The organism is Microbulbifer maximicatervae (SeqCode) (assembly GCF_052467615.1).
The window spans coordinates 1,857,581-1,871,696 of the sequence record NZ_CP174319.1; the positions used below are offsets into that span (position 1 = coordinate 1,857,581).

Genomic DNA, 14,116 nt, shown 5'->3' on the forward strand with positions numbered 1-14,116 from the left:
AGGGATGGCGCAGGGGAAGGAATTATGGACTTTTCGGGAGAGAATTTACGGGCTTTCTCGCCTGCTGGCTAAGGCGAAAGGCATTCTCGGCTACACGGGGCCCAGCATATACCTTTGGGTCTACTCGCTTTCTATTATCGCGGTGGGTTGTTTTGCCCGATTACCCGCTGAAAACACTCTGTGGGCACTGTATCTCTTTCTAGCCTTGTTTGCCTGGATGGTAATACGCCGCTGGCGCCCCCTTGCTCTGATCTTTCTCTCCTTTATTGGTGCGACCTGGGCACTCCACTCTCATGAAGCATCGCTGGATCGCCGGCTCCCCCTCGGTGCACACGGTGCGGACTTTGTACTTCAGTTGAACCTGGTCTCGCTGCCTGAATTAACTGAGGGGGGAGGGTTTGGCGCTAGTTCAGAATCACACACGGTGCGTTTTCGCGCTCGAGTTGTGGATATTGTTTCCAGTTCTTTAGGTGAAGAGGGTGGCCAGTTAGCACCGCCAGAGCTATCTATCGGAAGCCTTCTCAACCTAACCTGGTACCGAGTTGACGGTGAGGCTCTGGCTCGTCTGCGGGGTGGCTCTCAATGGATATTGCCTGTGCGATTGAGAAGCCCTAGGGGAAGTGTGAATCCACATACATTCGACTATGAAGGCTGGCTGTTGCGAGAGGGAATTACGGCAACAGGGTATGTTCGCCCCCGCGACTATCCTCCTCAGTGGCTGGGGCTGGGGAATGGCATTATCGAGTTAAGGGATGAATTGCGCTCCCAAATTAGTCAGTTACCGATCCAACGACCGGACCTGATAGCGGCGCTATTACTAGGGGATCGCAGTCAGTTGAGCGAAGGTGATACCGACCTGCTTAAAAGGACAGGTACGGGCCACCTTATTGCCATATCCGGCTTACATGTGGGCATGGTGGCCGGTTGTATTTTGTTGATGGGCACCATACTGGCAAAAGGGATTGGGCTTTTTACGGGCACCAGCCGTTTTGGTATTGCGATAGGACTCGCCTTGGTGGCGAGCCTTGTTTATACCTTGATCGCCGGCGTTCCTCTATCCGCGCAACGTGCGCTTGTAATGACCTGGGTGCTATTGCTGGGGTGGCACTGGCGGCGCAGACTGGGAGCGGGTTTTGCTTTTTCATTGGCACTGGCAATAGTGCTTACCCTGCAGCCACTCGCTTTTTACAGTGCTGGTTTTTGGTTGTCCTTTGTGGCCGTCGGGAGTCTGCTTTTGGGGTTCAGTGGGCGAATTAGCTTAAGTCGAGAGCCGCAATGGAGGCCGAAGGCTGAGGCCCCTGGTGCTGTAACCTCATGGCAGCACCGATTTTCCCAGTTATCGTTATGGCAGCTGTTGCGAAGCCAGTGGCTGATTGCAATTGGCCTGTTTATCCCATCGATAATATATTTTTCTGGCTTTAGCCTTTCAGGTGTATTGGTCAATCTTGTAGCGATTCCCTGGATGGGTCTGTCTATTTTGCCATCACTTATGTTAGGTGCTGTATTTATTGATACTCAGCCGGGTGTTTGGCTGCTGCAGTTTGCAGGTTGGCAATTGGATCTGCTGATGACTGCGCTCAATATTGTCGATCATTCGATACCGGGGTTTCGTGGTTTTGTGATTGCCTCCACTGCATTGGCGATAGTCATTGCCGGGCTTGGCGCAGTGCTACTTTTGCTGCCTAAAGGGTTGCCAGGGCGCAAGTTGGGCTGGTTATTTTTTCTTCCAGTTGCTCAGCCCTGGCTTTCTACATTGGCACCGGCAGATGAGCGTTTGAAATTATCAGTGCTGGATGTTGGTCAGGGGTTGTCAGTAGTTATCAGCACCGGAAAAAGCCGTATTGTTTACGATGCAGGGCCTTCAATCCCCTCGGGCTGGAGCGCGGGAGGTTCGATAGTGGCTCCCTACTTGATGAGTAGCGGAGGTAGTGAACTCGATGTGCTGATCGTCAGCCATGGCGACAGGGATCATGCCGGCGGCGTGGCGGGTTTACTTAGAAACATTGAAGCAAAAAAGCTCTATGCTCCGGGGACTTTAGCTAGCAATTTACCATTATCGCCAGCCACGATTACTGAGCAGTGTCGGGCAGGAACGGAAGAGCAACTGGGAGATATATCATTTCGATGGTTATGGCCTTCCTTAACGGCACAGGGAGAGGAATTACTGGATGGTGAGGAGAACGATCACAGCTGTGTAATTTTGGCTGAGTGGCAGGGGGTGCGTTTACTGCTTACTGGGGATATCAGTCGTAAGGTTGAATATCAACTGTCTAAAATGTATCCACAATTTCCCGCTGTTGACGTACTGATTGCGCCCCATCATGGTTCCCGCTCTTCCTCATCGGTCGCTTTGCTCGAATGGGCCAGGCCTAAACGGGTAGTATTTAGTGCCGGTTTCCGACACCACTTTGGCCACCCTCACACCGATGTTGTGAAGCGCTACCAAAACTTCGGTGCCAGCATTTTCAGTACTGCGGAGAGCGGAGCGGTAGAATTTTTCTGGCGAGCCGGAGAACAAGAGCCGCAAATTTTACAGGCTCGTTTGGCACCACGGTTTTGGTATGCGAGTCACAACAGGGAATAAGGATGCGTGGGAGGACTTAGCCGCCGGCACCAGCTGTGATAAAGTGCTGCTCTGCGTCGAGGACGCAGTAATAATTTTCCAAAAATTCCCTCTGGTTTTCTGGGGCTAAGAAAGTGTTTGAGATAATAAAATCCGGCGGCCTGCTGATGTGGCCAATCCTGTTTTGCTCTGTAGCGGTTATTGCTATTTGTGTCGAGCGTTTCTGGACTTTGCACTCGCAGCATATTGCACCACGTACTTTATTAGGTGAGGTATGGGGCTGGCTTAAAAATAACCAGGTCAATGCGGAAAAATTGAAGGAGCTGCGCGACTCCAGCCCACTGGGAAAAATTTTTGCTGCGGGCCTGTCCAATTCCCGCCACGGTCGCGAAGTAATGAAAGATAGCATCGAGGAAACTGCCAGCCAGGTTGTGCATGAACTGGAGCGATTCCTGGGTGCTTTGGGCACGATTGCTGCCGTAGCACCGCTGATTGGTTTGCTGGGTACTGTGATCGGTATGATCCAGGTCTTTACCGCGATTATGGTGGAAGGTACCGGTAATGCAGGCGTACTGGCCGGTGGTATTAGCCAGGCATTGATCACCACTGCCGCTGGCCTGACTGTCGCTATCCCTGCGTTAATGGCACACAGATACTTCCAGCGTCGCGTTGACACGATTGTTGTGGCAATGGAGCAGGAAGCTGTCAAGCTTGTGGATGCTCTGCACAGCGATCGTAAAATCGAAGATGCGGCCTGAGCGGGGTAGCAAGCGATGCAATTCCGCCGCCAAGCCACAGAGCAGGAAGGGGTTAACCTGACACCACTTATCGATGTGGTATTCCTGCTGTTGATTTTCTTTATGGTGTCTACAACCTTCACCAAGGAAAGCCATCTTAAGCTGAACCTGCCTGAAGCAGCAGGTCCTCAGTCTGTTGACCAACCAAAATCTGTAGAGATTTTGATCAGTGCTGATGGTTCTTATTCAGTAGATGGACAAGCTTTGATCAATAAGAAGATCAACACCCTCAAATCTGCGCTGTCGGAAGTTTCCGCAGGCGAGTACAATCGCCCGCTTGTGATAACCGCCGACGCCACCGCTCATCACCAAGCCGTGGTTCGGGCAATGGATGCCGCTGGACAGCTAGGCTTTGTCAACCTAAGCATTACTACACGGCAGCCGGAAGAAAACTAGCGCGGAACCCTGTAGGGAGCTGACTTACCTTCGGTTTCTGTGCCCACTCGCCCCAGTTGGGGCGAGTCCATTCATTGGTCTGTATGAAGAAAGTAAAAGCGCCCCCCAGCAAACCGCAAAATGGGGCGGAAACTTACCGTCGATTGCTCACTTATGCCCGCCCGCACATGGCGATTTTCGGGGTTGCGGTACTGGGCTTCTTCCTGTTTTCGATCATGGGCGTCAGCCTGATTGCTGTGACCGAGCTGTTGCTCGATGCAGTGGGAGCTGGTATCCAGGAGAGTCGCGGGTTTCTCTCAAAGTTTGTAGCATCCTATTACCCCGACGGAGTAATGCCCCAGGAGACTGCTCGTTGGCTTGTACCGCTCGCAATGTTGCTGATTATTGTCCTTAGGGCTATTGGCAATTTTGTCGGCAGCTATGGTTTAGCCTATGTGGGCCGCGCAGTGATCCACGAATTGCGAACACAGCTATTTGAGAGAATTGGCCAGCTTCCCAGCTCCTATTTTGACCGCTATACCGGCGCTTACCTGATCTCAAAGGTTTCATACAATGTTGAGCAGGTAACCAACTCCATCACCAAGGCGGTGAAGGTACTCTTCCGGGAGTCGTTTACGGTAATCGGTCTCTTGACCTACCTGTTACTGGTGAACTGGAAGCTGACCTTAACCTTCTTCCTTTTTGCCCCTTTGATCGCCTTTATTGTGCGCATCGTGGGTAAGCGTTTCCGCAAATTAAGCCATCGTATCCAGAATTCCATGGGTGACGTTACCCATGTCACTCAGGAGGCGATCAATGGCTATCAAGTGGTGCGGATGTATGGGGGGCAGGATTACGAGAAATCCCGTTTCCTCTCTGCCAGCGACAATAACCGTCGGCAGTTTATGAAGCTCGTAGTAGCAAACAATGCCAGTGTTTCTGTGATTCAGATACTGGTTGGTTTGTCTACTGCAACTATTGTCTGGCTGGCTCTGGCACCGGGTATGGTTGAGTCCATGACTGCTGGGGTTTTTGCCGCCTATATTGGTGCGGCTGCATCCCTGGCCAAGCCGGTGCGCAGCCTTTCCGAAATTTTTGCCGATATCCAGAAGGGTATTGCGGCAGCGGAGAGTATCTTTGAAGTAATGGATGCTCCCAGAGAACCTCAGGATGGTGAAGCTCAGCTACCTAAGCCAGTGAATGGCACAGTAGCTTTTGAAGGGCTTGAGTTTAGCTATGACCCGGCAGCACCCAAAGTACTCTCCGACATCAGTTTCGAGGTAAATCCTGGAGAAACGGTAGCCCTGGTGGGTGCATCTGGCTCCGGCAAGAGCACGCTGGTAAGTCTGCTGGCTAGATTTTACGAGCCGACAGGTGGACGTATCCTGGTCGATGGGGCTGATATTTCCAAGGTGCCACTTAAAGAGTTGCGCCGCCATATCAGTATGGTTTCCCAAAATATCGTGCTGTTTAACGACACTGTATATCGCAATATTGCCTACGGTGAATTGGAACATGCACCCAAGGAAAATGTTCTGCGTGCTATGGAGCAGGCTCATGCAGCTCAATTTATTGAAGAGCTGCCTGAGGGGGCGAATACGGTTCTGGGGGATAATGCGCAGATGCTCTCCGGCGGCCAGCGCCAGCGCTTGTCTATTGCCCGTGCCCTGCTTAAGGATGCGCCCATACTGATCTTGGATGAGGCGACCTCAGCACTGGATAATGAATCGGAGCGCCATATTCAGGCGGCTCTGGCTGAAGTCATGAAAAACCGCACTACGTTTGTTATCGCCCATCGCCTGAGTACGATCGAGAATGCCGATCGCATTCTGGTGATGGAGAAAGGTCGAATTGTAGAGAGCGGGAATCACGCAGAGCTGCTCGCCCAGGGTGGTCGATACGCATCTCTGTTACAGCAGCAAACAATGGGGTAGGGCACCTGGATGTCACTGGAAGACTGGTTTAACAAGCGCTGGTACCCCGAAAAGGGTGAAGGTCGCTCGCTCTCCCTGCTCACCCCGCTGGAATTACTCTATGGGGGGGTGAGCAAGCGGCGCCGGGTAATGAGTTCTCGCACGCCACCGGAGCCCTTATCAGTTCCTGTCATCGTCATCGGTAACATCACCGTTGGCGGTGCGGGTAAAACGCCATTGGTGGCGGAGCTGGCTCGCTGGCTAAAGGAGCGGGGTCGCAATCCGGGGATTATCAGCCGTGGCTATGGTGGTCGCGCAGAAAAATATCCCTACCAGGTGACTGCCCAATCCCACCCCCTGGAATCCGGGGATGAGCCGCTGATGCTGCACTTGATCACTGGTGTGCCGGTGATGGTTTCCCCTAATCGCACCGAGGCGGCGCAGGCCCTGATCGACTATCACCAGTGCGACGTTATTTTGTCTGACGATGGGCTGCAGCACTATAGTTTGTGGCGCAGCTATGAAATTTGTGTGGTTGATGGTCATCGCGGTTTGGGCAATGGCCATATGCTGCCCAGAGGACCTCTGAGGGAACCGGTGACACGCCTGCAAAGCGTCGACATGCTGGTTAGTAATGGAGAGCCAGAAGCCAAAGTCAGGGATCAGTGCGGTGGGCTTTTAGAGTTTGAAATGACGCTCGAGCCTTCCTGTTGGCACCAGTTTAACCTCGATCAAACCTCCACATTGCGCCTGCCGTCAGGGCCTGAGGTGGGGCCTTGCCACGGGGTGGCGGCGATCGGTAATCCCAAGCGGTTTTTCCGGTCACTGCAAGCGCTAGGGTTCGAGGTGACAGAGCAACCTTTTGACGATCATCATCAATTCAGCCCCCAGGAACTGCATTTCGATGGGGAAACCCCTGTGATTATGACCATGAAAGATGCGGTGAAATGTCGCGATTTCTGGGAGAGTCACTGGTGGGCGCTCGAGGTGCGGGCCAAGTTGCCAGACCTTTTTTATCAAAAAGTACACAAGCACTTGCAACAATTTAGTGAAAATGAAAAGTAACTCTTCTTTCGACGTCATTATTCCCGCACGCTATGGCTCGAGCCGCCTGCCAGGCAAGCCCTTGGCTGATATCGGCGGCAAGCCGATGGTGGAGCATGTTTATTTGCGTGCCCGTGAGAGCGATGCCCAGAGGGTGGTTATCGCCACCGATGATATGCGTGTAGCGGAGGTGGCCCATGGCTTCGGCGCCGAGGTGTGTATGACATCTGCCGAGCATGCCTCGGGAACTGACCGACTGCAGGAGGTGGCTCAGAACCTGGGCCTTGCCGAGGACCGCATTTTGGTCAATGTGCAGGGCGATGAACCCTTGATACCCGCCGAGGTGATAAATCAAGTGGCTGAAAACCTGGCGGCTAGCAAGCGAGCCGGCGTTGCAACCCTGGCGGAACCCATCACCTCAGTGGAGGATTTTCGCAACCCGAATATCGTCAAGGTAGTGACAACTGAGTCCGGGTTGGCCAGGTATTTTTCACGAGCGCCAATCCCATGGCCCAGAGATGCCTTTGCGATGGATAGCAGTGAACTGCCAAGGGGCTTGGAACCTCGTCGCCATATTGGTATCTATGCTTACCGTGTTGCGCTATTGCGCCAGTTTGTCTCCTGGCCTATGGCCCCGCTAGAAAAGTTCGAGGCTCTGGAGCAGCTGCGTTTTCTTTACCACGACCAAGAGATTCACGTAGCAGATGCTTGCGCAGAAGTGCCCGGTGGCGTAGATACTGAGCAGGATCTTCAGCGTATGCGAGAAACCCTGGCCTGATGTAGAACCTAATGATTGAAGTCAATATCGATTTACAGCCCCACAATACTCTCGCAATTTCAGCAAACACCGCTTACTTTGCGCGTGTGGAAACCTTGGATGAATTGCGTGAGGCTTTGAGTTTTGCGCAGCAGAAGCGTTTGCCGATTCTGCCGTTGGGTGGGGGCAGCAATATCGTATTGACGGGAGACTTTCCCGGGCTTGCCATTCAGGTCGGGCTGCGAGGGCTAACAATTACTCCCAATGGTCGTGGCGGTACTATTGAGGCGGCGGCCGGGGAGGGGTGGCACCAGCTGGTTATGTCTACTGTCGAGCAGGGCATGGGAGGCTTGGAAAACCTCGCGCTGATTCCAGGTAAAGTGGGTGCAGCCCCAATCCAAAATATCGGCGCCTATGGTGTAGAGTTGCGCGACTGTTTTTGCAGCTTGCAGGCCATGGAAATTTCTACAGGTGCACTACATAACTTTTCCGCATCGGACTGTGAGTTTGATTATCGGGACAGTGTGTTTAAAGGGCAGTTGCGCGATCAATTTATTATTACTCAGGTTAACCTTCACCTTGCGCAAGATTGGCAGCCCAAGGTAGCTTACCCGGCACTGCAGCAATTTATTGACCAGCAAGGATGGGATTGTGACTCCTTAACACCCGCGCAAATTGCCGCTGCGGTTATCGATATTCGCAACAGTAAATTGCCGCTCCCCGATCAAATTCCCAACGCGGGGAGCTTCTTCAAAAACCCTGTGGTGAATGCGGACATTTACCAAAACCTAAAATTGGAACATCCCGATTTAGTAGCTTATGCCAGCGGTGAAGGTTGGAAGCTGGCGGCGGGCTGGCTAATTGATCGCGCTGGTTGGCGGGGCAGGCGGCAAGAAGCGGTTGGTGTTCACCACCAGCAGGCATTGGTTTTGGTTAATCCCGGCCGGGGCCGAGGTGATGAAGTGACAAGATTGGCTCGCGCTATCGCTTCTGATGTGCAGGCTAAGTTTGGTGTTACCCTGGAGCCTGAGCCGCGCTATTACCCTTAACCCATTCAAGATTGTTTGCATGAGGGTGCGGGCAATCCTTTCTTTTATTCTTCACTGAATTGCAGTTAGCAAGTACCCAATAGAAAAGTGCAAATTATTGGGTGGGGTTGGCAGTTTTCAGCCTGAATATCAGTAGAGAATTGTTCTAGTTGTTGACGATTATTTTGTTATAACGAATTCAACCTCTTACATTTTCTCATATTCCGATTTCTTTCATAAATATTTTCTGCGATAAAATGAATCTTCTATCGCAAATTTTGCGGAAGTGCTCATCTTGATCGCAGAAAAATTAATTGGTACGTTTTTACGCTATAATTAAATGTTATAAAGGCAGCAAGATCCTGTGGTCAAATGTCTGTTCAGCAGCATTTGAAACGGTGCTTCTGCTTTGCAGTAGCGTTTTTGTCTGGTATGTTGCGGTTGGGTTCCGGGGGGACCTACACGGGGTAGTTTCACCGTGAGCTAAAAAGAAGAACGCAGTTTATAGAGCTCGTGCGTTGGGGATGTATACGCGGCGTAGCCACTGCACTTATCCGTAGTTGGGGATAGCTTGATCAAAGTCTTAGTGGTGGATGATCACGATCTTGTGCGAATGGGCATTTCGCGCATGCTGGGTGATGTTGAGGATATAGAAGTCGCCGGAGAGGCAAACTGTGGCGAGGAGGCCCTGGAATTCGTTCGCCGGTCTAATGTTGATGTCATTCTGATGGATGTAAAAATGCCAGGTATGGGCGGCCTTGAAGCGACCAGGAAGCTGCTGCAGCGGTGCCCGGAGGCAAAGGTTGTTGCCGTTAGTGCACTCGATGATGATTTATTCCCGGGCCGCTTGATGCAGGCTGGGGCAATGGGTTACGTGACTAAAGGCGCGGACCTTGAAGAAATGGTTCGAGCGATACGGACTGTTATTTCAGGTGGTGTTTTTATCAGTAATTCCATGGCAACCAAAATGGCGATGCGCAGTGTCAGTGGCCAGGATGATCAGCAATCTCCGTTTGAAAAATTATCTAAAAGGGAATTGCAGACTGCAGACATGATTGTCAATGGCGCCAAGGTTGCGGATATTGCAAAGTCTCTCTCGGTAAGCCCCAAAACGGTGAATAGCTACCGCTACAGGATTTTTGAGAAGTTGGATATTAATAGTGATGTAGAGTTGACGATCCTCGCTGTTAAACACCAGATTCTCGACCCAGATGCTGCACTTTAATTGAAAAGTGGCTGATTTCTTAAAATATTGAGGCCGGTTGCCAGATGTTCGACAGCAAGCGTTTCCTCGCGACAGTAACTCGCAAACCCGGCGTCTACCAGATGTTCGACGCCGAAAATAAAATCCTCTACGTAGGGAAAGCCAAGAACCTTCGCAATCGCTTGTCGAGCTACTTTCGGAGCTCCGGACTAACCACAAAAACCATGGCGCTGGTGCAGCGTATTGGCAACATCGAAGTCACCGTTACGCGCAGTGAAACCGAAGCCCTGGTGCTTGAACAAAGCCTGATCAAGTCCCAGCGGCCCCCATACAATGTGATGCTGAAGGATGATAAAGGGTACCCTTATATCTTTCTTTCTAGCAATGACACTTTTCCCCGTATTGCATTCCACCGTGGTGCCAAGCGCAAGAAAGGCCGATACTTCGGACCTTTTCCAAATGCATCGTCGGTTCGCGACAGCCTGAACTTTTTGCAAAAAACTTTTCGAATCCGCTCTTGTGAAGACAGTGTTTTTCGCAACCGTTCAAGGCCCTGCCTTCAATATCAGATAGAGCGCTGCACCGCTCCCTGTGTCGATTTTATTTCTCCCGAAGACTATCGCCAGGATGTTCGCCATGCAGAGATGTTTCTCACGGGTAAAAGTGACAGCATTATCCAGGAGTTGGCCGATCAAATGGATGAGGCATCCCGGGCGCTGGAATTTGAAAAAGCCGCGAGACTGCGGGACCAAATTTCCGCGCTGCGTCGTCTACAAGCGGATCAGGTAGCTGAGGGTGCAAGTGGCGATGTGGATGTGCTGGGGATAGCCAGTGAGGGCGGAAGCTGTTGCGTACATGTTCTGTTTGTCAGGCAGGGGCGAATTCTGGGGAGTCGCAGTTATTTTCCCAGTGAGCGCCTGGGACTCACACCGCCAGAGCTACTTTCCGCATTTGTCCCGCAATTTTACCTGGGCAGTCCCCGAGAGATCCCCCGTGAGATTTTAGTGTCAGAGGCCTTGCAGGATCTCGAACCAATTCAGCAGGCTCTTAGCGAGCAGTGTGGTCGCGATGTCGGTATCACCCATAAGTTGCGTGGCAAGCGGGCCACTTGGGTTGAAATGGCGCAACAGGCAGCGCAACAGAATTTGACTAGTCGAACTGCAGCCCAGCAAAAACTCTACAACCGTTTCGAGAAGCTCCAGGAAGTATTAGAACTGGAGCAGCTCCCGGAGAGGCTTGAGTGCTTTGACATCAGCCATTCTTCCGGTGAGGCCACGGTTGCGTCCTGTGTTGTATTTGATACCGGAGGCCCGGTGAAGTCGGATTATCGCCGATTCAATATTGAGGGTATCCAGGCGGGCGATGATTATGCGGCAATGGGGCAGGCGCTAAAGCGGCGCTATACGCGCCTTTCCGGTGGCGAGGGCAAATTCCCGAATATCCTGTTGATCGACGGGGGGAAGGGCCAGGTTACACAAGCGGTTGAAGCTCTGAATGAGCTGGGCATCGTCGGAGTGCAAATTATTGGTGTTGCCAAAGGAACTACACGAAAAGCGGGCTTTGAAACATTACATGTGGTTTCCAGTAACAAAGAGCTTGTACTCTCCGCCGACTCATCAGCACTGCACTTAATTCAACAGGTGCGAGACGAAGCGCACCGCTTTGCTATCGCTGGCCACCGGGCAAAACGGGATAAAAAACGCAGGGAGTCTCCTTTAGAAGGTATTGCAGGAGTAGGGCCCACTCGCCGCAGGGCGCTGCTGCGACATTTCGGAGGTTTGCAGGAGCTAAAGCGCGCAACAGTAACGGAGATTGCCAGCGTGGATGGTATCAGCCGGAAATTGGCTCAGGATATATACTCGGCACTACACCACGAGTAGAACAGGATTGAGCTGGCGATTAAATGGCCAGTTTTTTCCAAAGCGTTTCATTTTGCGCGATGGCTTGATAACGTACGCCCTCCGCAAGAATAGAGAAAAGTATGACAATCGCCAATCAACTGACGCTGTTACGTGTTGCTTTGATCCCATTTTTTGTTTTGGTTTTCTATTTGCCGTACAAGTGGAGTTACATTGCTTCTGCTGCAATTTTTGCAGTTGCCGCAATTACCGATTGGCTTGATGGCTATCTCGCCAGAAAATTAAATCAGAGTACTGCCCTAGGTGCCTTTCTGGACCCGGTTGCCGATAAGCTAATGGTGGCTACTGCATTGGTCTTGCTGGTGGGACTGCATGACAATCCGCTGTTTGCGATTGCTGCGGCGGTGATTATCTGTCGAGAGATCGCGGTCTCTGGATTGCGGGAGTGGATGGCTGAGCTGGGGCAGCGCAGCAGTGTTGCCGTTTCCTATGTAGGCAAAGTCAAAACCACCGCACAGATGGCAGCAATTCTTGTTCTGCTTGCCTTCGATGTTAGAGAGTTTCCGGTGATGGAAACTATTGGATATCTGCTGCTCTATATCGCTGCCGGCCTCACCTTGTGGACAATGGTGATGTACTTGCGCGCCGCATGGCCGGCCCTTATGGCCGACAGCCGGGATAAGTAGATAGAGGGGAATTACTTCTCTCACGAAACTGGCGCCTCGATTCTGGCATTTGCTGGAAAACGAGGCGCTCTTTACCCCGCTTAAACTCGCTCTTCCTCTTCCAAACCCCTGCGCTCCTCTAAATTGTTAGATACTTTTCTGCGATCTATAGGAAGCTCATGTCCGTCAAAAGCCACCTGATTATGATCTGGCTGCTTTGCATCACTCTCAATGTCGAGGGGCAAGTTGTACACGATGCCGAGTTTTATATTCTCAAGATACAAAACGGCGAACGTTGGGATCAAGAGGATGCGGAGCTTGAGCAACGCTTACAGCAGTTGCGGCAGAAATATGGACAGCCACCGAATATCGTATTTCTGCTGTGGGATGACACTGCATTTGGAGCTGTTGGCTTTCCTGCGTTACAAAAGAACTTTGGCTACTCAACGCCAAATCTAAACCAGATGGCTTCAGAGGGTATCAACTTCACCCGCATGTACTCTGAGCCCTCATGCACACCAACCCGCGCTGCTGCGCTCACCGGACGGCTACCGGTGCGCTATGGCATGGGTGAAGTGGGTATGCCTCATGAGTTTTCCGGTCTACGCGCAGAAGAAGTCACTATTGCCGAGGTACTTTCGCAAGCGGGTTATACGACAGGCTTTTTCGGCAAGGGGCACCTTGGAGATATCGAGGAGAGTTATTTACACAATCAGGGGTTCGATGAGGCGTTGTTCACTCCGATGAACCAGATTACCTCCCTGTTTAACCCCCAGGCAAATGTGGCGAATGCGGTGCTGGGAATGTTCCCCGAAATCTATCCACCTGATCCCTACCAGTTGGACAGCCCTGGTCTGATTCCCGCTGGCTGGGTAATGAATATTGAAGGGAAAAAGGGACAATCCGGGCGGGAATGGTGCGGAACATCCAACGAGTGCTTCGCTAAGTTTGATCCAGAAGCAGAACAGAGAACGCTGGCCTTTATTCGTCGCAGTGCAGAGCAGAAGAAACCGTTTTTCGTTGCCTACTGGCCCAATCTCCTTAATTTCATGGCGATGTACAACCCCAAGCGCTCGGTAGCCGGGCTGATGGTTGCTGATGCTTTCCCGGCGATGGATAACTTTGTCGGGGTGCTGATGCAAGAATTGAAAAGCTTAGGGCTCGCTGAAAATACCTTGTTCGTTGCAATGGCGGATAACGGCCCTATGGTCCACAGTCCGCCGGCGGGGTGGGGAATGCTGCCCATGTTGTATCGGGGTGGCAAAGGGGATTTTACTGAGGGCGGCGTTCGCGTACCTGCTTTTGCCTGGTGGCCAGGAACTATCGAAGCGGGACAAACGGCAGGAGATATTATTCATATCACTGACCTGTATACGACTTTCGCTCGCTTGGGTGGAGCAACTGATGCTATTCCCACGGATCGCGTCGTTGACGGCCTCGACCAGACCGCTCTGTTCCTAAACGGCGATACTCATGGCCGCCGGGATTATGTATTTATTTATACGGGTAAGGAATTGGGGGCAACAGTAAAGGGGCGATATAAGAGGCATTGGCTGGGAGCGGGGGAGGTGGCAGGGTCGGGGATGCCGGAGGCTTATTACGATTTATATATGGACCCCCGGGAGGAGTCCCCGCAGTTGGTGCCGTTAATTTACACCCAGGGACAGTTCAATCATATGGTGGCTCGCCACCGCTTGTTCAAACGTAAATATCCAGACGTAGCCAGCGGCAAAGGCATACCCTATACCGGGCTGGCCAATGCGCGCCCTGAGACACAGGCTATTGGTGAACGCGTGCGCGCAGTCATCAGTGAGATGCCATTCACTGTTGAAGACTATCTCGAGTATCAGATCCCCGGTGCCGACAAGGTCGGCGACTGGGGAGATTAAAACGCTAACTCCACAGTGAGTA

The 14,116-nt window shown here is 52.0% G+C and carries 11 protein-coding genes; all 11 read left to right on the forward strand.

Translation table 11 applies throughout. The annotated features are described in order from the left end of the window. Positions 1-4 precede the first annotated feature (4 nt). The 11 genes from ACJJIM_RS08400 to ACJJIM_RS08450 all read left to right on the forward strand — a co-directional run bounded on the left by ACJJIM_RS08400 (position 5) and on the right by ACJJIM_RS08450 (position 14,094). A complete protein-coding gene (locus ACJJIM_RS08400) occupies positions 5-2,584 on the forward strand; it encodes a DNA internalization-related competence protein ComEC/Rec2 (protein ID WP_444912973.1) in 2,580 nt (859 codons plus the stop codon). Positions 2,585-2,697: 113 nt separating this feature from the next. After that, positions 2,698-3,321 carry a MotA/TolQ/ExbB proton channel family protein gene (locus ACJJIM_RS08405; protein WP_413665667.1) on the forward strand — a complete coding sequence of 208 codons (624 nt, stop codon included), beginning with the start codon at positions 2,698-2,700 and terminating at the stop codon, positions 3,319-3,321. Between the two features lie 15 nt (positions 3,322-3,336). After that, positions 3,337-3,756, forward strand: a complete 420-nt coding sequence (locus tag ACJJIM_RS08410) for an ExbD/TolR family protein (protein ID WP_444897173.1) — start codon at positions 3,337-3,339, stop codon at positions 3,754-3,756. 83 nt (positions 3,757-3,839) lie between these two features. Beyond that, positions 3,840-5,669, forward strand: coding sequence for a lipid A export permease/ATP-binding protein MsbA (msbA, locus tag ACJJIM_RS08415; RefSeq protein WP_444912974.1), 1,830 nt, complete (start codon positions 3,840-3,842; stop codon positions 5,667-5,669). A 9-nt stretch (positions 5,670-5,678) separates the two neighbouring features. Next, positions 5,679-6,713 (forward strand): tetraacyldisaccharide 4'-kinase, encoded by a 1,035-nt coding sequence (gene lpxK, locus ACJJIM_RS08420; protein WP_444912975.1) that lies wholly within the window; start codon positions 5,679-5,681, stop codon positions 6,711-6,713. Further along, positions 6,703-7,470, forward strand: a complete 768-nt coding sequence (gene kdsB / locus ACJJIM_RS08425) for a 3-deoxy-manno-octulosonate cytidylyltransferase (protein ID WP_444905363.1) — start codon at positions 6,703-6,705, stop codon at positions 7,468-7,470. The genes lpxK and kdsB overlap by 11 nt, the downstream gene beginning before the upstream one ends. Before the next feature lie 11 nt (positions 7,471-7,481). Continuing rightward, positions 7,482-8,498: a UDP-N-acetylmuramate dehydrogenase gene (gene murB, locus ACJJIM_RS08430; RefSeq protein ID WP_444912976.1), complete on the forward strand. Its 1,017-nt coding sequence runs from the start codon at positions 7,482-7,484 to the stop codon at positions 8,496-8,498. Positions 8,499-9,048: 550 nt separating this feature from the next. After that, positions 9,049-9,702 (forward strand): response regulator, encoded by a 654-nt coding sequence (locus tag ACJJIM_RS08435; protein WP_413665673.1) that lies wholly within the window; start codon positions 9,049-9,051, stop codon positions 9,700-9,702. Positions 9,703-9,746: 44 nt separating this feature from the next. Further along, the gene (gene uvrC / locus ACJJIM_RS08440) at positions 9,747-11,561 is read left to right on the forward strand and encodes an excinuclease ABC subunit UvrC (RefSeq protein WP_444912977.1); all 1,815 of its coding nucleotides are present in this window, start codon (positions 9,747-9,749) and stop codon (positions 11,559-11,561) included. A gap of 101 nt (positions 11,562-11,662) precedes the next feature. Continuing rightward, positions 11,663-12,226, forward strand: coding sequence for a CDP-diacylglycerol--glycerol-3-phosphate 3-phosphatidyltransferase (gene pgsA, locus ACJJIM_RS08445; RefSeq protein ID WP_413665675.1), 564 nt, complete (start codon positions 11,663-11,665; stop codon positions 12,224-12,226). A gap of 158 nt (positions 12,227-12,384) precedes the next feature. Next, positions 12,385-14,094 carry a sulfatase-like hydrolase/transferase gene (locus ACJJIM_RS08450; protein ID WP_444912978.1) on the forward strand — a complete coding sequence of 570 codons (1,710 nt, stop codon included), beginning with the start codon at positions 12,385-12,387 and terminating at the stop codon, positions 14,092-14,094. Positions 14,095-14,116: the final 22 nt, after the last annotated feature.

Bases quoted from the DNA above. Each gene is read 5' to 3' on its own strand.
- ACJJIM_RS08400 (WP_444912973.1), top strand. From the start codon at position 5: ATGGCGCAGGGGAAGGAATTATGGACTTTTCGGGAGAGAATTTACGGG.
- ACJJIM_RS08450 (WP_444912978.1), top strand. From the start codon at position 12,385: ATGTCCGTCAAAAGCCACCTGATTATGATCTGGCTGCTTTGCATCACT.
- ACJJIM_RS08410 (WP_444897173.1), top strand. From the start codon at position 3,337: ATGCAATTCCGCCGCCAAGCCACAGAGCAGGAAGGGGTTAACCTGACA.
- lpxK (WP_444912975.1), top strand. From the start codon at position 5,679: ATGTCACTGGAAGACTGGTTTAACAAGCGCTGGTACCCCGAAAAGGGT.
- kdsB (WP_444905363.1), top strand. From the start codon at position 6,703: ATGAAAAGTAACTCTTCTTTCGACGTCATTATTCCCGCACGCTATGGC.
- murB (WP_444912976.1), top strand. From the start codon at position 7,482: ATGATTGAAGTCAATATCGATTTACAGCCCCACAATACTCTCGCAATT.
- uvrC (WP_444912977.1), top strand. From the start codon at position 9,747: ATGTTCGACAGCAAGCGTTTCCTCGCGACAGTAACTCGCAAACCCGGC.
- pgsA (WP_413665675.1), top strand. From the start codon at position 11,663: ATGACAATCGCCAATCAACTGACGCTGTTACGTGTTGCTTTGATCCCA.
- msbA (WP_444912974.1), top strand. From the start codon at position 3,840: ATGAAGAAAGTAAAAGCGCCCCCCAGCAAACCGCAAAATGGGGCGGAA.